The sequence below is a fragment of the Raineyella fluvialis genome (assembly GCF_009646095.1).
In the GTDB taxonomy this organism is placed as follows: domain Bacteria; phylum Actinomycetota; class Actinomycetes; order Propionibacteriales; family Propionibacteriaceae; genus Raineyella; species Raineyella fluvialis.
In genome coordinates this window covers 2,752,350-2,774,065 of record NZ_CP045725.1, presented here as the reverse complement: position 1 = coordinate 2,774,065, position 21,716 = coordinate 2,752,350, and the positions used below count along the sequence as shown (strand labels likewise).

The 21,716-nt window shown below is 69.7% G+C and carries 22 protein-coding genes, 2 tRNA genes and 2 pseudogenes; 10 read left to right on the top strand and 16 right to left on the bottom strand.

Going from position 1 to position 21,716, the window contains the following annotated elements; translation table 11 throughout:
- Nucleotides 1-146 precede the first annotated feature (146 nt).
- Both Rai3103_RS12695 and Rai3103_RS12690 read left to right on the top strand, forming a co-directional pair.
- A complete protein-coding gene (locus Rai3103_RS12695; protein WP_153572905.1) occupies nt 147-752 on the top strand; it encodes a hypothetical protein in 606 nt (201 codons plus the stop codon).
- A 33-nt stretch (nt 753-785) separates the two neighbouring features.
- Nucleotides 786-1,034: a hypothetical protein gene (locus tag Rai3103_RS12690; RefSeq protein WP_153572904.1), complete on the top strand. Its 249-nt coding sequence runs from the start codon at nt 786-788 to the stop codon at nt 1,032-1,034.
- A 286-nt stretch (nt 1,035-1,320) separates the two neighbouring features.
- On the opposite strand, the gene Rai3103_RS12685 is transcribed toward Rai3103_RS12690, so the two are convergent.
- Nucleotides 1,321-1,394: transfer RNA gene (locus tag Rai3103_RS12685), tRNA-Ile, on the bottom strand.
- A gap of 4 nt (nt 1,395-1,398) precedes the next feature.
- Nucleotides 1,399-2,232: a trehalose-phosphatase gene (otsB, locus tag Rai3103_RS12680; RefSeq protein WP_153572903.1), complete on the bottom strand. Its 834-nt coding sequence runs from the start codon at nt 2,230-2,232 to the stop codon at nt 1,399-1,401.
- A gap of 56 nt (nt 2,233-2,288) precedes the next feature.
- On the opposite strand from otsB, the gene Rai3103_RS12675 reads away from it, so the two are divergent.
- From Rai3103_RS12675 to Rai3103_RS12660, 4 genes are all read left to right on the top strand, one after another.
- Nucleotides 2,289-3,743, top strand: a complete 1,455-nt coding sequence (locus Rai3103_RS12675) for an alpha,alpha-trehalose-phosphate synthase (UDP-forming) (protein ID WP_153572902.1) — start codon at nt 2,289-2,291, stop codon at nt 3,741-3,743.
- Nucleotides 3,740-4,270 (top strand): hypothetical protein, encoded by a 531-nt coding sequence (locus tag Rai3103_RS12670; protein WP_153572901.1) that lies wholly within the window; start codon nt 3,740-3,742, stop codon nt 4,268-4,270. The genes Rai3103_RS12675 and Rai3103_RS12670 overlap by 4 nt, the downstream gene beginning before the upstream one ends.
- Nucleotides 4,271-4,367: 97 nt before the next feature.
- Nucleotides 4,368-4,443 (top strand) — tRNA-Asn (locus tag Rai3103_RS12665).
- Between the two features lie 96 nt (nt 4,444-4,539).
- Nucleotides 4,540-5,001, top strand: a complete 462-nt coding sequence (locus tag Rai3103_RS12660) for a hypothetical protein (RefSeq protein WP_153572900.1) — start codon at nt 4,540-4,542, stop codon at nt 4,999-5,001.
- 12 nt (nt 5,002-5,013) lie between these two features.
- Here the strand turns inward: Rai3103_RS12660 and nicT are convergent, their stop codons facing one another.
- The 3 genes from nicT to dnaG form a co-directional block, all read right to left on the bottom strand.
- On the bottom strand, nt 5,014-6,144 hold the full coding sequence (gene nicT, locus Rai3103_RS12655; protein ID WP_153572899.1) for a Nickel transporter NicT: 1,131 nt from the start codon (nt 6,142-6,144) through the stop codon (nt 5,014-5,016).
- Nucleotides 6,145-6,338: 194 nt separating this feature from the next.
- Nucleotides 6,339-7,088, bottom strand: coding sequence for a sigma factor (locus Rai3103_RS12650; RefSeq protein WP_153572898.1), 750 nt, complete (start codon nt 7,086-7,088; stop codon nt 6,339-6,341).
- A gap of 187 nt (nt 7,089-7,275) precedes the next feature.
- Nucleotides 7,276-9,237 (bottom strand): DNA primase, encoded by a 1,962-nt coding sequence (gene dnaG / locus Rai3103_RS12645; RefSeq protein WP_153572897.1) that lies wholly within the window; start codon nt 9,235-9,237, stop codon nt 7,276-7,278.
- A gap of 135 nt (nt 9,238-9,372) precedes the next feature.
- On the opposite strand from dnaG, the gene Rai3103_RS12640 reads away from it, so the two are divergent.
- Nucleotides 9,373-10,692 carry a trypsin-like peptidase domain-containing protein gene (locus tag Rai3103_RS12640; RefSeq protein WP_153572896.1) on the top strand — a complete coding sequence of 440 codons (1,320 nt, stop codon included), beginning with the start codon at nt 9,373-9,375 and terminating at the stop codon, nt 10,690-10,692.
- A gap of 59 nt (nt 10,693-10,751) precedes the next feature.
- Entirely contained in the window at nt 10,752-11,474 is a 723-nt protein-coding gene (locus Rai3103_RS12635) for an ABC transporter permease (protein ID WP_422396048.1), read from the top strand.
- A gap of 61 nt (nt 11,475-11,535) precedes the next feature.
- On the opposite strand, the gene Rai3103_RS12630 is transcribed toward Rai3103_RS12635, so the two are convergent.
- The 10 genes and pseudogenes from Rai3103_RS12630 to dusB form a co-directional block, all read right to left on the bottom strand.
- Nucleotides 11,536-13,005: a 2-hydroxymuconic semialdehyde dehydrogenase gene (locus Rai3103_RS12630; RefSeq protein ID WP_153572894.1), complete on the bottom strand. Its 1,470-nt coding sequence runs from the start codon at nt 13,003-13,005 to the stop codon at nt 11,536-11,538.
- Nucleotides 13,006-13,067: 62 nt separating this feature from the next.
- The gene (locus Rai3103_RS12625) at nt 13,068-13,283 is read right to left on the bottom strand and encodes a tautomerase family protein (RefSeq protein WP_153572893.1); all 216 of its coding nucleotides are present in this window, start codon (nt 13,281-13,283) and stop codon (nt 13,068-13,070) included.
- Nucleotides 13,283-14,074: a 2-keto-4-pentenoate hydratase gene (locus Rai3103_RS12620; RefSeq protein ID WP_153572892.1), complete on the bottom strand. Its 792-nt coding sequence runs from the start codon at nt 14,072-14,074 to the stop codon at nt 13,283-13,285. The genes Rai3103_RS12625 and Rai3103_RS12620 overlap by 1 nt, the downstream gene beginning before the upstream one ends.
- Before the next feature lie 3 nt (nt 14,075-14,077).
- Nucleotides 14,078-14,881, bottom strand: a complete 804-nt coding sequence (locus Rai3103_RS12615; RefSeq protein WP_153572891.1) for a 2-keto-4-pentenoate hydratase — start codon at nt 14,879-14,881, stop codon at nt 14,078-14,080.
- Nucleotides 14,882-14,922: 41 nt separating this feature from the next.
- A complete protein-coding gene (locus tag Rai3103_RS12610; protein ID WP_153572890.1) occupies nt 14,923-15,771 on the bottom strand; it encodes an IclR family transcriptional regulator in 849 nt (282 codons plus the stop codon).
- Nucleotides 15,768-16,199: a GlcG/HbpS family heme-binding protein gene (locus tag Rai3103_RS12605; RefSeq protein ID WP_153572889.1), complete on the bottom strand. Its 432-nt coding sequence runs from the start codon at nt 16,197-16,199 to the stop codon at nt 15,768-15,770. The genes Rai3103_RS12610 and Rai3103_RS12605 overlap by 4 nt, the downstream gene beginning before the upstream one ends.
- A 92-nt stretch (nt 16,200-16,291) precedes the next feature.
- Complete coding sequence (locus Rai3103_RS12600; RefSeq protein ID WP_153572888.1) at nt 16,292-17,209, bottom strand: catechol 2,3-dioxygenase; 918 nt, start codon at nt 17,207-17,209, stop codon at nt 16,292-16,294.
- Nucleotides 17,210-17,290: 81 nt separating this feature from the next.
- Complete coding sequence (locus Rai3103_RS12595) at nt 17,291-17,656, bottom strand: 2Fe-2S iron-sulfur cluster-binding protein (protein ID WP_153572887.1); 366 nt, start codon at nt 17,654-17,656, stop codon at nt 17,291-17,293.
- A gap of 161 nt (nt 17,657-17,817) precedes the next feature.
- Nucleotides 17,818-18,913 (bottom strand): annotated as a pseudogene (locus Rai3103_RS12590) (HD domain-containing protein).
- A gap of 115 nt (nt 18,914-19,028) precedes the next feature.
- A pseudogene (dusB, locus tag Rai3103_RS12585) lies at nt 19,029-20,098 on the bottom strand (tRNA dihydrouridine synthase DusB).
- Nucleotides 20,099-20,260: 162 nt separating this feature from the next.
- On the opposite strand from dusB, the gene Rai3103_RS12580 reads away from it, so the two are divergent.
- Together Rai3103_RS12580 and Rai3103_RS12575 are read left to right on the top strand one after the other, a co-directional pair.
- The gene (locus Rai3103_RS12580) at nt 20,261-20,917 is read left to right on the top strand and encodes an HAD family hydrolase (protein WP_153572886.1); all 657 of its coding nucleotides are present in this window, start codon (nt 20,261-20,263) and stop codon (nt 20,915-20,917) included.
- Nucleotides 20,917-21,402 (top strand): NUDIX hydrolase, encoded by a 486-nt coding sequence (locus tag Rai3103_RS12575; protein ID WP_153572885.1) that lies wholly within the window; start codon nt 20,917-20,919, stop codon nt 21,400-21,402. The genes Rai3103_RS12580 and Rai3103_RS12575 overlap by 1 nt, the downstream gene beginning before the upstream one ends.
- A gap of 7 nt (nt 21,403-21,409) precedes the next feature.
- Here Rai3103_RS12575 and Rai3103_RS12570 read toward each other — a convergent pair whose 3' ends face one another.
- On the bottom strand, nt 21,410-21,715 hold the full coding sequence (locus Rai3103_RS12570) for a DUF6457 domain-containing protein (protein ID WP_228488903.1): 306 nt from the start codon (nt 21,713-21,715) through the stop codon (nt 21,410-21,412).
- Nucleotide 21,716 lies beyond the last annotated feature (1 nt).

Below are 21,716 nucleotides of genomic sequence, written 5' to 3'. Positions count from 1 at the left end.
GCCTTGGCTGTGGGGGTGGTGTGGTCGAGGTCGGTGTGGCGGGCCCGGCGTGATCCCCAGGGGAAGATTTCGTAGGGGTTGGCGAGGATGACTTGTTCGCGCATGCGTTCGGGGATCTCGTAGGCGTCGACGGGCTCGGAGGCGCGGTGGTCGATCACGCCGGTGACCCGCACGGTGGAGTCCGCGAGCAACGCCCGCAGGCTCGCGACGGGGACGGCGCCTTCGCCTTCGAGGCGGGCGACGCCGTCGGGGCCGAGGCGGTCGGCGTTGACGTGGACGTAGAGACGGACGGGGGCTTTGAGTCGGTCGGCGGTGGTGGTGTTGCCGGCGAGGAGGGCGGCGGCGCGTTCGGGGGTGGCGAGGATGCCCAGGGCGCGGGCGCGGCGCTCGTCCAGGCTCTCCCCGTGCCCCTCGTCGGTGGTGGCGATGGTGGTGGCGAGGCGGGTGAGGGTCGCGTCGAGTTGGGTCGCGTCGGGGGTCGCGATCCGGGCGAGGACGGTGCGGACGCCGGCGGTGCCGGTTTCGTCGCGGTGGACGTGGGCGTAGCGGCCGGTGCGGGCGCGTTCCTCGGCCTGGGCGGCACGGGCGGGGTCGGCGGCGACGATCTCGCCCTCGACGAGCTGCTCCAGGCGGGTCCAGGACAGGGCGCCCAGGGCGGGGGCGATGGCTTTGTCGACGCGGAGGGCCTGGGCCCGGTCGAGGCCGGCCCAGCGGACGGCTTGGGCGATCTTGCGGGCCTGCCATACGGGTAGGTGGGCGCCCATCACGGCTTGCCACATGCGGGGGTGGCGCCAGCGCACGGAGAGGGCGTCGGCGATCTGGCCGCGGGTGGCCTGGTGGGTGGTGTGGAGCAGGGCGGCGATCTCCAGGACGGCGAACTCCGCGACCAGGGGGCAGCCGTCCCCGCCGAGGTCGACCACTGCTTCCCCGCCGGGCAGCAGGGCCTGCTCGGGCGCGGGGGTGGGGGTGAGGGCGGCGAGGTGGGCGGTGATCGCGAACTGGCGGGCCTCCACCGTGGCCTGCAGGGTGCGTAGGGCGTCTATCTCCTCCATCGCCTCCCCGATGGTGGCGGGCAGCAGCCGTTGCGGGCTCAACGCCAGCGGGGTGACCACGTCCAGCATCGTCGGATCGGCCGCGTCGACCGGGCCGGTATCCAACTCCCGGCCCGTACGCTCCGGGCCCGGATCGGGCCCGTCGAACAGTTCTCCTTGCATGAAACCAACGCTAGGGCAGGCCACAGACATCAACCGATCACACGTACGCCGGGGCCGATCCTCAGGACCGGCAGGCGATCGTTTGGCGGGCGACGCAGACGATGAGTGCGCCAGGTGGGGCTTGAACCCACGACCGACGGATTATGAGTCCGCTGCTCTGACCGGCTGAGCTACTGGCACGCCCTCACGATTCTAGGGGGTCGGGTGAGGTCTCCCGTCGCGTCTCCAGCCGATCGGCCAGCACGGTCAGCCACTCCGCCATCCCGTCCGTGCCCTCGAGGATGATGTCGGCCCGGTCGGCCAGCGGACTGTCCTCCCCCGGCATCCGGGGGAACACCAGCACCGGCGTTCGCCCCTCCTCGGCAAGGGCGGCCACCGCGTCATAGGCGGCGAGGTCGCCCAGATCGTCTCCGGCGTAGACGACGGTGGCCGGATCGAAGCGCTGCACCAGGTCCCGGATCGCGTCGCCCTTGTCGAAACCCCCGGCACGGATCTCCAGGACGTTCTTACCCGGTTCGACCCGCAGACCGTGCTCTTCGGCGAGCCGTTGGACCGGTTCGGACAGGTCCGCCTGCGCCACTGCGGGATCCGCCAGTCGACGGGTGTGGACGGCGACCGCTCTCCCCTTGTCCTCGATCCAGGCGTCGGGGTGGCCAGCGGCGGCCAGCAGCGCCGGCAACGCCTCCTTGACGGCGATGATCTCCTCCGGCAACGCGGGCGCGACGACCTCCCCGCTCGACGCCTCCCAGCGTTCGATGCCGTACTGGCCCATCACGATGAGATGCTCCAGCCCAGCGCCGCCGGCCAGGCTGCCGAGCTCGACGGCCTTCAGGGCAGGACGGCCGGTGACGACGGCGACCCGCAGGAGCAGGGGCGAGAGGCGGCGCAATGCGGCGATCGCCACCGGGTCCGCGAACGCGCGATCGGGGTCGGGAACGATCGGCGCTAGGGTGCCGTCGAAGTCGAGGGCGAGGATCGTACGGTCCGGTGCGGCGAGCACGGCGTCGAGCTTGTCCATGGGTCCCACTCTTGCACGGGATAGATTGGGTGACACCGATGGGAGGATGATCGCGCATGTCAGCAGAATCAGCAGAAGCAGCAGAGTCCCACCCGGCCGACTTCGTTGTGGTGGCCAACCGGCTTCCGGTGGACCGGGCGAGCGACGGTGGGGGCGGCACCGCCTGGCGCACGGCGCCGGGGGGCCTCGTCACCGCGCTCGAGCCCGTCATGCGGGACCGGCAGGGCGCCTGGGTCGGATGGCATGGCGCCCCCGACGAGGCGCTCGACCCCTTCGACTACGACGGCTATCACCTCGTCCCGGTGCAATTGAGCGCGCAGGAGGTCGAGGAGTACTACGAGGGCTTCTCCAACGGCACCCTGTGGCCGCTCTACCACGACGTGGTGGCCAAGCCGGAGTACCACCGTGAATGGTGGGACGCCTACCACGCCGTCAACGAGCGATTCGCGGAGGCGACGGCCCAGGTGGCCGCCCAGGGCGCCACGGTATGGGTCCAGGACTACCAGTTGCAGCTGGTGCCGCAGATGCTGCGCCAGCGTCGCCCGGACCTGCGGATCGGATACTTCCTGCACATCCCGTTCCCCCCGATCGAGCTCTTCCAGCAGCTGCCGTGGCGGCGCCAGATCATCGAGGGTCTCCTCGGGGCCGATATCATCGGGTTCCAAACCCCCGGCGGTGCCCAGAACTTCACCCGGATCTGCCGTCACCGGCTGAAGATGGAGACCCATCGTGAGGTCGTCACCCTCCCCACGGGACGCTCGACCCGCGCCAAGGCGTACCCGATCTCGATCGACGCCAAAGGACTGGAGTCGCTCGCGCAATCCCAGGCCACCCTTGAACGGGCCGCCGAGTTGCGCCGGGAACTGGGCGACCCTGAGGTGCTCTTCCTCGGGGTCGACCGGCTCGACTACACCAAGGGCATCTACCACCGGCTCCGCGCCTACGGGGAGCTCGTCGCCGACGGGATCGTCGATCCCAGGAAGGTGGCGTTCCTCCAGGTGGCGACGCCGTCGCGCGAACGGGTCGAGGAGTACAAGCGCCTCCGCGACGAGGTGAACATGCTGGTCGGGCGCATCAACGGCGACCTGGGCGACGTCCGGCGACCGGCGATCACCTACCTGCACGCGTCGTTCCCCCGCGCCGAGTTGGCGGCGATGTACACAGCCGCGGACGTCTGCGTGGTCACACCGCTGCGGGACGGGATGAACCTGGTGTGCAAGGAGTACGTCGCCTGCCGCAGCAACACGGACGGGGCCCTGGTGCTCAGCGAGTTCACCGGGGCAGCCGGTGAGCTGCGCCAGGCGTACATGATCAACCCCTACGACATCAACAGCATGAAGCACGGCATGACCCTGGCGATGAACGACACGGTGCAGAACAAGCGCCGGCGGATGCGGGCGCTGCGTCGTCAGGTGTTCACCCATGACATCGACGCCTGGGCGACCTCGTTCCTCGACGACCTGGCCGCCCTTCCCCCGGCACAGGCGCCGTCGTCAGGGCCACAGGCATGAGGTGGCGTCGACAGGCTCTCCCGGTCGAGGTTCGCCGGGCGGCCGTCGCGATGGTGCCGGACGACGGTCCTGACCGTACGCGCCTGCTCGCCTGGGGCCGCGACGGCGACCGGTACGTCATCGGATTCCCGGGCCACCTCGTGTACGACGACGGGAACGGGTGGCACGCGCTGGCCTGGCATCGGATCCTCCGTGGTGGTTGGGACAAGGACACCCAACGGCTCAGCTGGGTCGACTACGACGGCGGACGGGGCGATCTCGCCCTCGAGGAGCCCGGGAGCATGCCGGAGCTCTTCAAGGAACGGGTGGAGGCCAGCATCATGGTCCGCCGCCAGGTCGTAGTGCCGGGGACCAAGCACGGTGTCATGGTCGTCGGACGGCGGGTGCTGGGCGCGGAGCCGCCGGTGTTCGAGTGGCACGCCTCGGTCAACAAGGGCACCCGGTGGTCCGACCCGGGCGCCAGGGAGGCAGCCGAAGCGGCGCTGGCCGAGCTGAGGTCGGAGTACGACCCGTACGGGGGACGTTGAGCCGTCCGGATCGGGCCGGACGAACCGTCCTCGATTTGGCCGGTCGGCGTTCCGATGCTAGTGTTCTTTCTCGGCGCCAGCGCCAGCAGGTGCCTGATCCTCCGTAGCTCAATTGGCAGAGCATTCGACTGTTAATCGAAGGGTTACTGGTTCGAGTCCAGTCGGGGGAGCCACGCGAAACACGCTTCGACAAGGGTAAATGCCCTGTCGGAGCGTTCTTCGTTTCACGACTTCCTTCGCTCACAGCCGCCTCGTGTGACACTGGCCACATGATGACCAGGGGTGGCGAGGTCGCCTTTGACCTGGAGACGGCGGCGGCTCCCGAGAAGATGCGCGCCGCGCTGATCGATTTCTCCGATGACCGCACCGGGCTGTGGCCCGGCATCGAGCCGTCGCTGTACGAGGTCGTGGCGGTCGGTGACACCACCGCCGATGTCCGCGAGGGCAGCCGAGGCCCCGGCGGGAACGTCTGGGCTCTCGAGCACTACGACTGGTCCGATCCCGTCACTGTGCGTTGGACGGTGCGGGAAAGCAACTTCTGCCGCCCCGGCAGCTATGTCTCCGCTGCGATCCGGCCGACTCCCGGCGGAGGCAGTTCGGTGCACATCACCTGGAACCGAACCGGCAGCACCGTGCGGGGACGGCTGATGTGCTGGATGATCCGGCTGTCCGGCGGCAGACCTGTCGCGGCATCGTTCCGCCGAGGACTCGCCGCGATCGAGCGGGCCTGACCAGCTGGCTGGTCAGCGCCGGACCTCCTCCTCGACGACCCACCGATCCCCCACCCTCGTCGCGCGCCAGTAAGCGACAGCGACGACCCACACAAGGACGAAGAGGCCCACCACGACGAAGCCCACATTGTTGAGCCCGATGCCACTGATCCACGTGCTGAAGGGGTTCACCCAGCCGACGTCGTCGTGCAGCACCCCGACGAAGTCGATCGTCCCGATGACGAGGGCCACGGCGATGGACAATCCGGTGATCGAGAGGTTGTAGTAGACCTTCCGGACCGGATCGAGGAACGCCCAGTCGTACGCCACGCTCATGAACAGCCCGTCGAGGGTGTCCAGCAGACTCATCCCCGCCGCAAACAGCAACGGCAGCACCATGATGGCGTACCACGGCAGGCCCGAGGCCGCACCGCTGCCCGCGATGACGAGCAGCACCACCTCGGTCGCGGTGTCGAAGCCGAGGCCGAAGAGCATGCCCACCAGGTACATCTGCCCCGGATGGCTGATCGTGCGGTTCAACCGGCGCAGGATGCGCGCCACGACTCCGCGGGAGTCGAGGTGCTCCTCCAGTCGGCTCTCGTCGTACTCGCCGCGCCGCATCGCCTGCCAGACCCGCAGGATCCCGACCAGGGCCACCAGGTTGAGCGCCGCGATGAGGTAGAGGAAGCCGCCCGAGACAGTCGTCCCGACCAACCCGAGGATCCGCGGTGCCGCATTCCCGTCCCTGGTCAACGCAGTGACCATCTGGGATCCCGCGGCGGCGAGGGCCGCCAGCACCGCCACGATCGTGGAATGTCCCAGGGAGAACCAGAATCCCACCGAGGTGGACCGCGTACCCTCGCCGCGGAGCTTGCGGGTGGTGTTGTCGATCGCCGCGATGTGGTCGGCGTCGAAGGCGTGCCGCAGACCGTACGTGTACGCCGTCAGTCCCAGTCCGACGCCGAAGGCTCGGGTGCCCACGTGGTAATGCGCCGGGACGAGCACGCCGAACAGCACCCCGAACGCCAGCAGGTGCATCAGGACCACCACAGCCAGCACCCCCGCGACACGCATCCGGTCCGCACGCGTCCACGACGTCAGCAGGGTCTGCCACACGCTGGGTGCTGACGTGCCTGGGGACCGCGCCGGCGGGGTGGATGACATCACGGCCTCCTACGGCATCTCGCGTCCCTCTGACAGGGCTCAGCGGCGCGGCCGGCCGGGTTCTCACCGGCTTCCGCCGCGCCGGGACAGTGCCCTGACAGTAGCCCCGCCGTGGGCATTCCACCATCGGGAGGCAACCGGGGACGATGACGATGACCGCGGACACGAGGATGCTGTCGGCAAAGGCTGCGGCGTCACAAGCCCGCGAGGCACACGTCACGCAGGTACTCGAGCGCGGCGGCCTCGGTGGCCCGGACGCGTTTCACCGGCATCCCGAGTGCCGCCGCGGTCGCGAGTTGGGTGCCGGCGGGCCCGCCCGCCAGACCGTAGCGATGCGAGAGCACCGCCCGTTGCTCATCGGACAGGTCCCGCCAGCCTGCCACGAGCTCCTCCCAGGGCGGACCATCGTCCTCGCAGAGGGGGTCGTCGCGCCACCACGTCGTCTCCAACTCCTCGACCCCGTGGATGGAGGAGGTGCTGAGCACCTGCTCGCCGGCGGCCGCGGCCTGGCGGAGCCGTCGGACCGGGATGCGGATTCCCCCGCGGTCCAGCCGACGGGCCTCCGCGATCCGGGAGCGTACGTACGGCACCGCCCACGTGGAGAAGCGGGTGCCACGGGCCCAATCGAAGGTGGCCAGCGCTTCGGCAAGGCCGACACACCCCTCTTGGACGAGGTCCTCCCGCTCCGGTGCCGACGTCCCGGCGTCACGACGGACGAGGTGCACGACGAGCCCGATATTGGCCGACAGGAAGCGCTCCCGTGCCCTCAGACCCTCCTCGACGACGGCGCGCAACTCGTCGGGGGTACCGAGGGGGCAGGGGGTGGCGGTGTCGAGGAAGTGACGGGCGATGACGCCCGCCTCGATCATGCGGGCGAGGCGGCGTTCCTCGTCGCCCGTCAGCAGGCGGGGGCGGTCCCGGACAGGGTTCTCTGGCTGCGTCATGCCCCCAGCCTCGGACCGCAGGCGGCGTGTCGACCCCGCTCAGATCAGCCCTGTGGACGAGCCGGAGCCCGCGCAGGAGGGGCTGGGGAGAACTTCCCCGAGGGAGGATCAGGCGCGGTCGTCCCGGTCATCGCGGTCATCGCGGTCAGAGCCGAAGGCGTCGCGGGCGCGATCGAGCATGGCTCGATCAGTCCGGGACCGCGAAGGACCTGGCTTGGAGATCCTTGCGGGCAGTCTCCCAGGCGAGCAGGTCGGTGAACATCCGCCGATGCTCCTCGGCCTGTTCGATCGGATTCGTCCGCTGCATCCGGCCCTTCAGGGCGCCGATCGCCTCGTTGACCCGCTGCAGCTGCAGTCTGGCGGCGTACGCGTCGGCGTAGAGGGGATCGGGGTCACGCAGCAGCGGCTCGACCGACAGCGCGATCAGCACCTGCTCGGCGTTGGCGTCGTCGCAGCCCTCGCGCAGCAGGTGGATCCAGGCGGCCGGGTCGAAACCGTCCGGGACCTCACCGCTCGGCTCGCCGTACATCGAGAAGACCAGCCGGGCCGTCTGGGCGATCCGGCGGTAGGCGGGATGCGCGAAATCGTCGGCCTCCAGCCCGCCCCAGTCCGGGCTGAACATCCACGGCACCTGGACCAGCAGCTGAACGGTCCCGCGCTCCACGACCAGCCGGGGGTCACGAGGGTCCGGCAGTGGCAGCAGAGGCGTGACAGCGGTCTCTCCAGGGATCCCACCGGCCGGGCCCGGCTGACCGACCATCGGCTCGGTGACCACGTCGACGCTCCCGGATCCGTCGCGCTGTCCGCCCTGCCGCTGGGCACCCTGGCCACCGCGCTCCGCGCGGGCCACCTCGCGGCGGACGTCCTCCAGGTCCAGCCCCAGCAGCCCGGCCAGTTCGTGGACGTACGCCGCGACCAGCGAGCGGTCCCGGATCGCGGCGACCAACGGCGCGGCCGCACGTAGCGCCGCCACCCGCCCGTCCGCCCGGTCGAGGTCGAACTCCCCGATAACGTTGTCCATCACGAACCGATAGAGAGGGACCCGCCGGCCGACCAGCTCCCGGACCGCCGCGTCGCCCTCGTTGATCCGCAGGTCACAGGGATCCCAGCCGTGTGGCTCGACGGCGACGTAGGTCTGGGTGATGAAGTTCTGGTCGCCCTTGAAGACCTTCAACGCGGCCGCCTGCCCGGCGGCGTCACCGTCGAAGGTGAAGATCACCTCGCCCTGGGTCGCCGACGTCTGGCCCAGCAGGCGCTGCAGGATCCGGGCATGGTCGTCACCGAAGGCTGTGCCGCAGGAGGCGACCGCGGTGTCGACTCCGGAGAGGTGGGCTGCCATCACGTCGGTGTAGCCCTCGACCACCACCGCCTGTGACTTCTTGGCGATCGGCTGGCGGGCCAGGTCGAGGCCGTAGAGGACGTGCGACTTCTTGTACACCGCCGTCTCGGGGGTGTTGAGGTACTTCGCCGGCATCCGGTCGTCGTCGAACAGCCGGCGAGCGCCGAATCCGAGCACCACGCCCCCGGCGTCCCGGATCGGCCAGAGCAGGCGCCCCTGGAAGAAGTCCCAGCCTCCGTTCTCGCGAACGAGGCCGGCCCGGACCAGTTCATCGTCGCGGAAGCCGCGCTGGCGCAGGAACGCGTGCAGGTCGCGGCCGCCTCGCGGCGCGAACCCGATGCCGAAGTGTTCGGCCGCCTGCCGGTCGAAGCCGCGCCCGTCCAGGAACCGTCGGCCGACGAGGGCGTCCGGCGAGGTCAACTGGTGGGCGTAGAACTCGGCCGCCAACCGGTTCGCCTCGGTGATCCGGCGGCGGTTACCCGTCTCGGCCGTACGACTCCCGTCGTCGATGTAACGGAGCTGGACGTTGAACTGGTCGGCCAGCCGCTCGACCGCCTCGACGAAGGAGAGATTCTCCTTCTTCTGCAGGAACGAGATGGCGTCGCCGCCCTCCCCGCAGCCGAAGCAGTAGTAGAGACCGCGTGCTGGGGTGACCTGGAAGCTGGGGGTCTTCTCGTCATGGAAGGGGCACAGGCCCTTGAGGGATCCCGCTCCGGCCCGGCGTAGCGTCACGTACGGACTCACCACGTCGTCGATGCGGGATCGCTCCCGCACCAGAGCGATATCCTCCTCATTGATCCGGCCAGCCACAAGGTGTCAGTGTACGTGGCCGGAGCGGGTCCCCGGTTCTCATGGCGCTCACAGGAAACGATCAGCTTCCTTGAATCAGCGGCGAACATGGTGGGTACCAGCACCAGCAAGCGTCAGCGATCCTTGAGGAGAGCCATGTCGGAGCGTCCCGGTCCCCCGTCGTTCGAGCCCCCCGCCGGCTCGTCGCCGTCGTCAGACCGGCCCGGTCCGCTCCCTGGCACTCAGCAGGCACCGTACGGGGCCCCTCAGCAGCCTCCGTACGGGCAGCCGTGGTCCTCCTCACCGGCTTGGCAGCCCGCCCCCGGACAGGTCACCGCTCCGGGTCCCCGTAAGCCGAGGAGCGGTTCGGGCAGGCTCGTCGCCCTCGTCCTGATCGCCGCCCTGCTCGGCGGCGGCGTCGGATCGGCGGCCACGATGGCGGTCTCGGGGTCACAGTCCAAGGTGATCACCGGAGGCGGCACCACGACCCCCGTCGTCCAGGGCAGCGGCAATGCCGTGGACTGGACGACCGTGGCGAAGTCCGTGGAGCCCGCTGTGGTCTCCATCACCGTGAGCAGCGGATCGAGCGGCGCGGAAGGGTCGGGCGTCATCCTCGACGCCCAGGGGCACATCGCCACCAACAACCACGTGGTGAGCGGCGGCCAGAACGGGCAGATCCAGGTCACTCTCAACAACAACACGATCCACAAGGCGACGATCGTCGGCACCGACCCGGGTACCGACCTGGCGGTGATCAAGCTGACCGATCCGCCCAGTGACCTCACGCCGATCGCCTTCGGCGACGTGACGAAGGTGGCGGTCGGCGACCCGGTCATGGCGATCGGCAACCCGCTCGGCCTGTCCGGCAGTGTCACCACCGGCATCGTCTCGGCTCTGCACCGGCCGGTGCGCTCCTCCGCCAACGAACAACAGCAGCAGTCACCCTTCTCCCAGGGCCAGTCGACGGACACCACCGTGGTCACCGACGCCATCCAGACCTCGGCCGCGATCAACCCGGGCAACTCCGGCGGTGCGCTGATCAACGCCAGCGGGCAGCTGATCGGCCTCACCTCGTCGATCGCGACGCTCGGCAGTTCGTCCGGCAGCCAGTCCGGCAACATCGGCATCGGCTTCGCGATCCGGGCCGACCAGGTGCGTTCGGTGACCAGCGAACTGATCAGCAAGGGCAGCGCCACCACCCCCCTCCTGGGCGTCTCCACCACCGACGGGGTCGGCAACGTCAACGGCCAGCAGGTCGTCGGCGCGCAGGTCAAGTCCGTCACCTCCGGATCCGCCGCCGACAAGGGCGGGATCAGGACCGGCGATGTCATCACGGCGATGGACGGGGTGCCGATCACCGGGTCGGTCAGTCTGGCGGCGAGGGTCCGCAGCCAGCAGGTCGGCGATGTCGTCACCCTGGACGTGAGCCGCAACGGCGGCAGCCAGCAGGTCAAGGTGACGCTCGCCAGCAAGTGACACCCGGTGAGTAGGGTGGCCCCGTGACTGTCGATCTGGGGTGGGGACTGGCGATCGCGCTGGTCGCACTCGTCCTGCTGTCCGTCGTGCTGTCACGCCTGGGGGAACTCGGGCTGGCCCGTCAACAGGTCGTGGCGTCCCTGCGCGCCGTGCTGCAGCTTGCCGTCGTCTCTTTCGTCATCGTCGGGGCGGTCCGGTTCGTCTGGACGGCCCTGCTCTTCGTGCTGCTGATGTTCTGCATCGCGACGTGGACAGCGGCCGGGCGGGCCGGCGTACGCAACGCCATCCCGTGGGTGGCGTTGGCCATCGCCGGCGGTGTGGTGCCGGTGTCGGCCCTGGTGTTCCTGTCGGGCGCCTCCCCCTGGAGTGGGGCGGCGATCATCCCGATCGTGAGCATCGTCGTCGGCAACGCGATGAACGCTCACACCCTGGTCACCCGTCGGGCCTTCCCCGCGCTGCGCGACCAGCGAGGACAGTACGAGGCCGCACTGGCCCTCGGGTTCGAACGGCCCTGGGCGATCCGCCAGATCATCCACGCCGGGACGGGCGAGGCACTGATGCCGAACATCGACACCACCCGCACGGTCGGGTTGGTGACGTTGCCCGGCGCCTTCATCGGTGTCCTGCTCGGGGGAGGCTCCCCCCTCCAGGCCGGCGCCTCCCAGGTGCTGGTGCTGATCGGCATCATGGCCGCCAACGCCGGCGTCGCGGTCCTGGTCGAACGGCTCGCCGCCGCCGGGAAGCTGCTCCCGCCGGACCTGAAGGAGGCTCTGTGCCCCTGAGTGCGGAAGGGCGGCCCCGCCGGGGCCGCCCTTCCGTGTGCGTCGGTGAGGACCGATCAGGTCAGATCTTGATGCAGACGTTCGAGATCTCGGTGTAGAACTCGAGGCCGTGCACGCCGCCCTCGCGGCCGATGCCGGACTGCTTCATCCCACCGAAGGACGTCCGCAGGTCACGGAGGAACCAGGAGTTCACCCAGACGATGCCGGCCTCCAGCTGCGGGGCCACCCGCAGCGCGCGGGACATGTCGCGGGTGAAGAAGGTCGCCGACAGACCGTAGCGGGTGTCGTTGGCCAGCCTGATCACCTCGTCCTCATCCGAGAACGGGATGAGGGCCACGGCCGGACCGAAGATCTCCTCGGTGGCGACCCGCGATTCGTGCCCCAAGCCGGTCCAGATGGTGGGCTCGACCCAGGAGCCTCCGTCGCGCTCGTCGCCGAACTTCGGGGCGCCGCCGCCGGTGACAACCGTGGCGCCCTCCTCCTCGGCGAGCTTGTAGTAGGACAGCACCTTGTCGCGGTGCTCGTCGGAGACGACCGGGCCGAAGTTCATCGTGTCGTCGTCCGGGTAGCCGTACTTCAGCTCGTTCTCGGCGTAGTCCTTCAGCCGGTCGCGGACCTCGTCGAAGATCGACTCGTGGACGTAGACGCGCTCGGTGCCGAGGCAGACCTGGCCCGTGTTGAGGAAGCAGGAACGACCCAGCTCCTTGACCGCGATGTCGAGGTCGGCGTCCTCGAAGACGATGCCGGCGTTCTTGCCGCCCATCTCCATCGAGGTGGCCTTCAGGGTGTCCGCGGTCGCTTTGATGATGATCGAGCCGGTCACGGTCTCACCGGTGAAGGTGATGCCGTCGACGTCGGGGTGCGAGGTGATCATCGCGCCGGTCTTGCCGAAGCCGTTGACCACGTTGTAGACACCGGCGGGCACGCCGACCTCGTTCATCACCTCACCGAGCAGCGAGGCCGTGGACGGGGTGACCTCGGACGGCTTGACGACGACGGTGTTGCCCATCGCCAGGGCCGGCCCGGCCTTCCAGGTCATCAGCAGCAGCGGGAGGTTCCAGGGCGAGATGATGCCGATGACACCGCGGGGACGACGCACGCCGTAGTTCAGTGCCCCGTTGCCGTCCGGGGTGTCCATCCGGAACGCCTCGGTGGCGTGCTCCTTCAGGGTGTGCGCGAAGGCCTTGAAGTTGGCGGCACCCCGCGGGATGTCGACGTGCGAGGCGACCGAGTAGGGCTTGCCGGTGTCGAGGACCTCGAGCTCGAGGAAGTCGTCGAAGCGCTTGGTGATGCCGTTGGCGATGTCGATCACCATGCCGATGCGCTCATCGGTGCTGAGCTGGCCCCACGGGCCGCAGAGGGCGGCGCGGGCGGCGGCGACAGCGGCGTCGACCTCGGCCTGACCGGCCGTGTGGACCTTGGCGGTGACCTCGCCGGTCACCGGGTAGAGGACGTCGAAGGTGTCGCCCGTCTCGACGTACTGTCCGTTGATGAAGTTGGCCACGTTGCGGGGGGTGATGACCTTGCGCATTCCCAGTGTTCCTGTTCTTTGTGTTTCTGAGCCCGGATGTTCGTGCCCGGAAGTGATAGGGGTCAGGCCTTCTCGGCCTCACCGACGCGGACGGCGCGCTCGGCGAGCGTCTCGTCCGCGGCGGCGAAGTGCGTCGAGGGGACTTCGCGAAGGATGACGCGGACGCTCTCCTTCTTCGCGACCCCGGTGCGCACCACGGACTCGGTGAGCTCGTGGATCAGTGCCCGCAGCTTCTCGGGCGTACGTCCCTCGGCGAGGGTGACCTCGATGATCGGCATCACTCATCCCCGCCATAGAAGTAGAGCGAGCCGAGGTTGGTGAAGTGGAAGCCGATCGAGGTCCCCGGCGTGGCGAAGTAGGCGTCGGTGATCCCACCGGTGAGGATGATCCATCCGGCTTCGATGGCCAGGCCGCGCTTGGCCAAGTCGTTCGCCGCCAGCGCGAGGGCCTCGCCCGGGTGTCCCTGGACGGCCGCGCCGGTGGAGGTGTCGACGATGGCGCCGTTGACCTCGACGAGGATCCCTTCGGTGCCGAGGTCGATGTCCTCAGGCTTGACCGAGACTCCGCCGATCGAGAAGGCACCCGACGAGGCGTTGTCGGCGATCACGTCGCCAGCCGTGAAGCGGAAGTTGCGGTAGCGCGAGTCGATGACCTCGCCACCTCCGAGCACCTGGCCGACGGCTGCCATGGCCTGCGCGGCGGTGACACCCGGACCCTCGAGGCGGTCCTTCATCACGAAGACGATCTCCGGCTCGATCCGCGGGTGGATCAGGCGCTGCTGCGGCACGGGATCACCCGCGGGCAGGATCATCTGGTCGGTCAGCCAGGCGACGAACGGGGTGTCGACGCCCATCCGCTGCTGCTTGGCCCGCGAGGTGAGGCCCAGCTTGACACCGATCAGCTTCTCGCCGCGTTCGATGCGCTTCTGGAGATTCGCGTCCTGGATCCGGTACGCGCCCTCGATGTCGGAGGCCAGTTCCGGCCACTCGTCGCTGATCGGCTCGCGCTCACGGACCTCCGCCTCGCAGGCGAGCAGCTCCGTGGCGACGCTGTCGTAATCCCAGGCCATGGGTCAGTTCTCCTTCGAGGTGGTGGCGATCAGGGCGGTCACCGAACCGAGACCGCTGCCGAAGTTGGCGGTGACACGGTCACCGGGGGCGACCGGGACCATCTTGGTGACCGATCCGGGCAGGACGACCTTGCCCGCCTCGAGGACGGTGCCGAGCGGGCCGACGGTGTTGGCCAGCCAGACGAGGGCGTTGATCGGCGACCCGAGGACAGCGCCACCGGCACCCGTCCCGGCCACCTGGCCGTTCTTGTACATCGTGCAGCCGACCAGGCGCAGGTCGGCGTCACCCAGGTAGGTCGGGGTGGACCCGAGGACCACGCCGCCGCCGGAGGCGTTGTCGGCGACGGTGTCACCGATCTGGATGTCCCAGTCGCGGACCCGGGAGTCGACGACTTCGAGGGCCGGCAGCACGTAGTCGACGGCGCGGATGGCGTCGACGACGGTCACGCCCGGACCGCAGAGGTCCTCCTTGAGGACGAACGCGATCTCCGGCTCGACCCGGGGCAGGATGTGCCCGCTCAGGTCCATCGGCATGTTCTCGAGGTAGAACTGGTCGGTGAAGATGTGGCCGAAGTCCGGCTGGGCGACGCCCAACTGCTTCTGCATCGCCGGCGAGGTCAGCCCGACCTTGTAACCGCCCACCGTCCGTCCCGCGGCGAGCCAGCTGCGCACGGTCAGCATCTGGATCTCGTAGGCGTCCTCGATGGTGAGGTCGGGGTAGGTCTCGCGCAACGGCGGGATCGACACCCCACTACGGTTGGCCTCGAGCAGCGCCTCCGCGGCACTGGTCCGGCTGATCGGATCCACGTTGGTGTCCTTCCGTTGGTTGTCGGTGATGGGGAGAGTGGTCAACGCCCGAGCGAGCGGCTGATCCGCTGCGCCGCGGTGTGCAGCAGTCGGGCCAGGTTCGGCACCTGGGGTGACAGGCGTTCGGCCGGTCCGAGCAGGGAGAGGGCGGCGTACGCCTGCTGCTGCAGATCCAACAGCGGGACGGCGACCGTCGAGATGCCCTCGTACGATTCGTGGTCGGCATGGGCGTAGCCCAGGCGCCGGACCTCGTCGAGAGTCGACTCCCACTCGGCGCGGCTGCGGATCGTGTGACTCACTCTCGGCGGGAACCCCGCCTCCACCCGGGCTCGGGCGGCCTCGGCGTTGTAGGCGGCCATCACCTTGCCCGAGCTCGTGGCATGGCTCGGCAGGCGACGACCGGACTTCGCGAGCAGCTTCGCACCGGGTCCGGTCTCGAGTCGCTCGATGTAGACGACGTCCGGCCCGTCCGGGACGGAGAGGTTGACGACGTAACCGGTCTGGCGGCTCAACTCCAGCATCGTCGGCATCGCGACTTGGCGCAGGTCGAACCGCGCCTGGGCCAGAGCGCCCAGTTCGAACAGGTGGACACCCAGGCGGTACCGCCCGGTGTGCGGGTTCTGCTCAACGATCCGGCGTGACGCCATCGTCGTGAGCAGCCGGTGGGCCGTGCTCTTGGCGATGTCGAGGCGACGGGCGATGTCGGAGACGCCCAGCTCGCCGTCCACCGAGAAGCACTCGAGGACATCGAGCGCGGTGCCGACGGACTTCAGCTCACCCTGACGGGACTGCTGGCGGTCCCCCTTGGTGCGGGCAAGGGTGGTGACCTCCCAGGTCCGGCTGCTCGGGACCGACCCGCCCGGTGCGGGCTTGTTCACCACGGCCGTCATCGACCGAGCACCGCGGCGGCACCGGCCTCGGCGATCAGCCGATCCTCCTGCGACGAGCCGCCCGAGCAGCCGACGGCGCCGACCAGCTCGCCCTCGATCTCGATCGGGATGCCGCCGCCGAAGATGACCAGACCGGGCCGGTGCGGGATGCCCGCGCCGACCGACTCGTCGTCGCCGGCGAAGAGGTCCGTCCAGGCGTGGGTGGGCAGGCCCTTGAAGGAGACCACCGAGATCGCCTTGTCCTGGGCGATCGAGGCCGACATCAGCGCCGCCCCGTCCATCCGGTCGAAGCTGACCAGGTTGCCGCCCGCATCCGCCACGGCGATGTTGACGGCGACGCCGAGGTCGGTGGCCTTGGCGAAGGCTCCGGCGATCGCTCGGCGGGCACCTTCGAGCGAGATGACGCTCTGCGGGCGGGTGACGGACATGGGGGCTCCTTCCGGGGCGTACGGGTGGGTGAGGGTCCGCGCCCGGCCCCGGAACCCGTCGCGGGGCCCCGGGCGCCGGACACAGCTACCGACTAGGTGAGGACGGTGGTGAAACGCTCGTTCAGCTCGCGGGCGTGGTAGAAGATCGCCTTGCCGAGGACGTCCGGGGTCCAGGTGACCATCGGGCGGTCCGGGAAGGAGAGGTAGCCGCCGGCGAAGACCTCGTTGCGGTTGCCGGCCGGATCGAAGAAGTAGACGGTCTTGCCGCGGGTGATGCCGTGGCGGGTCGGGCCGACATCGATCGGCACGTCGTCCATGGCGAACAGGTCGGCGGCCCGGTTGACCTCCCAGCCCTCCTCGAGTCGGAACGCGAAGTGGTGCAGCTTGGACTGCGGGCCCTCGAGGACGGCCAACTGGTGGATCTGCGTCGTCGCGGTCATCCACACGGCGATGGTGTGCTGATCGGCCGGATCGAGCGAGGTGGCGACCTTCTCCGCGGTCCAGTAGCCGAAGCACTCGTGCAGGAAGCGCTCCATCAGACCGGCGTCCTCAGCGGTGATGAGAGCGTGGTCCAGTGCGGGGGCGCCGACGCCGCGCAGGTCGCGCGGGAAGGCCTCCGGGTTGACGTTGCCGACGTCGACCTGGCCCGAGGTCATCTCGTGGTACACGTCGAAGATGTGGTTGGAGGGGGTGTGGATCCGAAGGATCTCACCGACCTCGAGTTCCTCACCCTTCGAGATCCGCTCGGTGGTGGCGCCGAAGGCCTGGGCCTTCTTCTCGATGTCGGCCAGATCGTCCTCGTACTGGGCCTTGAAGCCGAACTTCACCAGGCCGACACCGCCCTCTTCGAGGACGACCGAGTGGTGGTCCCACTCGTCCCAGCCCTTGAAGTAGACCTTGTTGCCATCGGCTGCGACCTCGTTCAGGCCCAGCGTCTGGGTGTAGTGCTGACGGGCTTCGGCCAGGTCCGTGACGCGGACGTGTGCGTAGCCCATTCGCATGATCGCCATGAGTAACTCCTTTGTTGTCGTGGCGGTACTGAATCGGATGCTAGGTGGTGGATCGGGATCAGGGGTGCGACGAGAGGTACGTCACACCGTGGTGGAGAGGTGGGACGGACGAGCGGGGACTTCCTTGCTCGAGAGCATGTAACGCATCAGCGGGTTGACCAGACGCAGCGAGTTCTCGCGGAACTCGACGACCATGTCCCCCGTCGGCACCGCCCGGCAGGGCAGGCAAACACCGTCAGCCGCCTCGGCCGGGGTGACGACCTCGTCGGACACCGGCCGCTCGTACTCGAAGGCACCGTCATGGACGTCGATCTTGCAGAAGCCGCAGCCACCGCGCTTGCAGCCGATCCTCATCGCGTAGCCGGTGCGGTAGAAGGCGCCCATGATGGTCTCACCGTCGCGCACCTCGACCACCTCACCGGTGGGGTGCACAGTAACCTTCGTCATGGCGCTCCTTCGCGTCGACGCTGCGAGAGATCCGGGAGGATCGCTCCTCGTGCGATATCTAGAACTGTCCTCGAGCCGTGTGGCGGCCGCCACAGCCGTTCCCGTATGCGGAACGGGGTTCGTCCACCAGGAACAGTACCGGCCGCGTCATACCGAGGGACCTAGGCAAGTTCCCGGATCGCTTTCGGCAATCTGCCGGGGTCCCAGCGCAGCTCACGGGTGGCGATGTCGAAGGCGTACCGATCGGTCATCCCGCCGATCCAGGTGATGGCGGCGCGGACGACCTCGGGGGAGTCGGCGGGTGCATCCGGTGCGCCGGGCAGCCGCTCGGGGCGGTGCGCGTAGTGCTCGACCAGCGCCCGCAGGACGTCGACGACGGCACGGGACTGGGCCACCGACTCGGGGCGGGTGTAGATCCGCTCGTAATTGAAGGAGCGCAGGCCGGCCAGGGCCGCCGCCTCGTCCGCCCCCATCGCCACCTCGCCGCACTCGGCGACGGTCCGGACGACCGCACGGACGAAGGTACGGATCTGGGCCCGGCGATCGCGGCCGCAGACGGCCGCCAGCTGCGCCGGAAGGTCGGCCGGTGACACGATGCCGGCGCGGGCGGCGTCCTCCAGATCATGGGCACAGTAGGCGATCCGGTCGGCCCAGGAGACGATCTCGCCCTCGATCGTGCGGGGGCGGGTCGCGACCAGGAGTGGTTGCGGATGCCGTCGGACGTCTCCGCGCAGAGGTTCAGATCGGCGAGGGCCACATCAGCCCCCACGGTCCGTGGTCGTAACCCTCCGGAAGGTACGGGTCGAACGCGTCCTCGGAGGCATGCCCGCCCGGCCCGTGGCCACAGTCATGGCCCAGTGCGATGGCCTCGGTCAGGGCGACGTTCGCACCCACTCCGCGGGCGATCGACGACGCGACCTGGGCGACCTCGAGGGCATGGGTCAACCGGGTGCGCTGGTGGTCGGTCGGATGGACGACGACCTGGGTCTTGCCGGCCAGTCGGCGGAAGGCGGTGGCATGGACGATGCGGTCCCGGTCGCGTTCGAAGCAGGTCCGCTCGGCGTCCGGTTCCTCCTCGCGGGGACGGTCCCCGGCACCGTGGGACAGCGCCGCCCCGGGACGTAGCGTGACCCGCTCCCAGGCCTCACGCGCCTCACGGTCGATGACCTCGCCACCCCTGATGGGGGCTGAGGAATCGGCATGGGCGCGGACCACGCGCGTCCCCTCGTCACGCCCGGCACGGCTGTGGCCGGCCATGGTGCTGGCCCACTGCCGAGCGCGCGGCAGCGGTGCGGAAGGGTCCACGGGCACGTCCTCGACGTCCATGCCCCCATCCTGCCAGCACCCTCCGACGCTGCCCCTCCCCGAGATGTCAGCCCCCGGAAACGCCCAGTTCGGCCGCGGACAGGTCCTGGCCGAGTCCACAGGTGTCGGCCAGCCACCCTTCCGGCATGGCGACCTTGTCCCGCGGGGAGCCCTGGCGGCCGCGCGGTGCGCCGACGGCGGTGTCGGGGAACCCGACGCTCGGGTCGAGCCGGCCGAGCAGGTCGTCGAGTTCGGCGAACGAGGTGACCATCGCCAGTCCACGGCGGACATCACCGCCCACCGGGAAGCCCTTGAAGTACCAGGCGACGTGTTTGCGCAGGTCGGTCAGGCCGCGACGCTCCCCCATCAGGCCGGCAAGGAGCTCGCCGTGACGACGGAACATGGCGGCGACCTCCCCCAGGGTGGGCAGCGTACGCGTCACCCGGCCGGCGAAGGCATCGGCCAGGTCGCGGAAGAGCCAGGGACGCCCCAGACAGCCGCGCCCGACCTCGACACCGGCGACGCCGGTCTGCTCGACCATCTCGAGGGCGTCGGCCGCCTCCCAGATGTCACCGTTGCCGAGCACCGGGACGGAGACGTGCGCCACCAGGTCGGCCATCGCGTCGCGGTCGGCGTCCGAGGAGTAGGCCTGGGCGACCGTACGGCCGTGCAGGCAGATCGCGGCGATGCCGGCATCCTCGGCGATGCGACCGGCGTCGAGGAAGTAGCGGTGGTCGTCGTCGATGCCGATCCGGGTCTTCATGGTCACCGGGACGCCGTACCGGTCGGCGGCCCGCACCGTCGCCCGGAGGATCTCCCCGAGCAGGTCACGCTTCCAGGGCAGCACGCCGCCGCCACCCTTGCGGGTGACCTTCGGCACCGGGCAGCCGAAGTTGAGGTCGACGTGGTCCACCCCGAACTCGCCGCAGAGGATCTCGGTCGCGGTGGCCATCGTCGCGGGATCGACGCCGTACAGCTGCACGGAACGTACGGTCTCCGCGGGTGAGAAGGTCAGCATCTCCAGGGACTTGCGGTCCCGCTCGACCAGGCCGCGGGAGGTGATCATCTCGCAGACGTACAGTCCCGCCCCTGCTCGGCGCAGAGCTCACGGAATGCGGCGTTGGTCACCCCCGCCATCGGCGCGAGCACCACCGGGGCGTCCACGACCAGAGCGTCCGGTCGGGACGGCGCGGACAGCCGCAGGGGGGCGGTCAGGCTGGGCGGAGCGGTCGGGGGCACCGACAGATTCTACGCGACCGCCCGGCATCGACCGCAATCGTCACGTGACAGGATGGCACCATGAGCCCCCGCGCAGTCGTCTTCGACATGGACGGCGTCCTCACCGACACCGAGATCATCTGGGACGAGGTGCGCCGAGGCCTTGCGGCCGACGAGGGGATCCCCTGGCCGCCGGAGGCGACCCTCGCGATGATGGGGATGAGCACCCAGGAGTGGTCGAGCTACCTGGTCGGCACCGTCGGCCTCAGTGGCACCCCCGAGGAGGCCGCCCGCCGGACGATCGACGCCCTCGTCGCTCGCTACGCGCACGACCTGCCGGAGTTGGCCGGAGCGGTCGACGCGGTCCGCCGGCTCGCCGCACGATGGCCGTTGGGTCTGGCCTCGTCATCGCCGCGGCGACTCATCGACGTCAGCCTGGAAACATTGGGGATCAGTGACGCGTTCACCGTCACCGTGTCGACCGAGGAGGTCGGCAGGGGCAAGCCGTCGCCCGACGGCTACCTGCGGGCGTGCGAGCTGCTGGGCGTCGACCCGGCGACCTGCGTCGCGATCGAGGATTCGAGCAACGGCCTGCGGGCCGCCGCCGCGGCCGGGATGGCAGTGATCGCGGTGCCGCGTCCGGACTTCCCCCCGGCGGGGGACGCGCTGGCGCTGGCCGACGCCGTGGTGGCGGATCTCGACTCGCTGACCGTCGACCTGGTGGAGGGGCTGCGCTGATGGCCACCCCGGACTTCATCCTGCGACAACGCGAGAAGCTCGGTCACGAGCTGCTGTGGCTCTCCGGTTGCACGGCCGTGGTGTTGCGCGACGGCGCCGATGGGCCGGAGACTCTCCTGGTCCAGCGGGCCGACGACGGCATGTGGACGCCGGTCGCCGGGATCATCGATCCGGGCGAGCAACCCCACGACGCCGCACTGCGGGAGGTCGCGGAGGAGGCGGGGATCGTCGCGGAAGTGGAGCGGCTGGCCTGGCTCACCGTGACGGACGTGATCACGTACGCGAACGGGGACCGCTCGCAGTACATCGACCACACCTTCCGGTGCCGCTGGGTCTCCGGTGAGCCCCGGCCCGACCACGACGAGACGAGCCAGGCCCGGTTCTTCCCGATCGACCGGTTGCCGCCGATGGACGACGTGCACGCGAGCCGGGTCCGGGTGGTCCTGGAGGACCGCCCCGAGACCCGGCTCGGACCGTTGACCTGACGCCGGCTCAGTCCTGGGCGGGCTGGGCCTCCTCGACCACCCACCCGGCGGCCAGTTCACGGATCCGGGCGACACGGTCGAGCATCGCCGCCGGGTCCTGCGGATCCGAGGCCAACCCGACCAGCATCGCCGTCATCGGCGCGCCCGGCCGACTCGGACCGTGCGCCACCTCGGCGATCATGTCGAGCATGGGCGTACGCACCTGCTCCAGCAGCGCGGGATCGAGGCCGAGCTCGGCACTCACCGCGTCGAGCCACTCCCCCATCACCCGCATCTTCTCGGCCTCACGGGCCGGATTCGACGATTGCGCCATG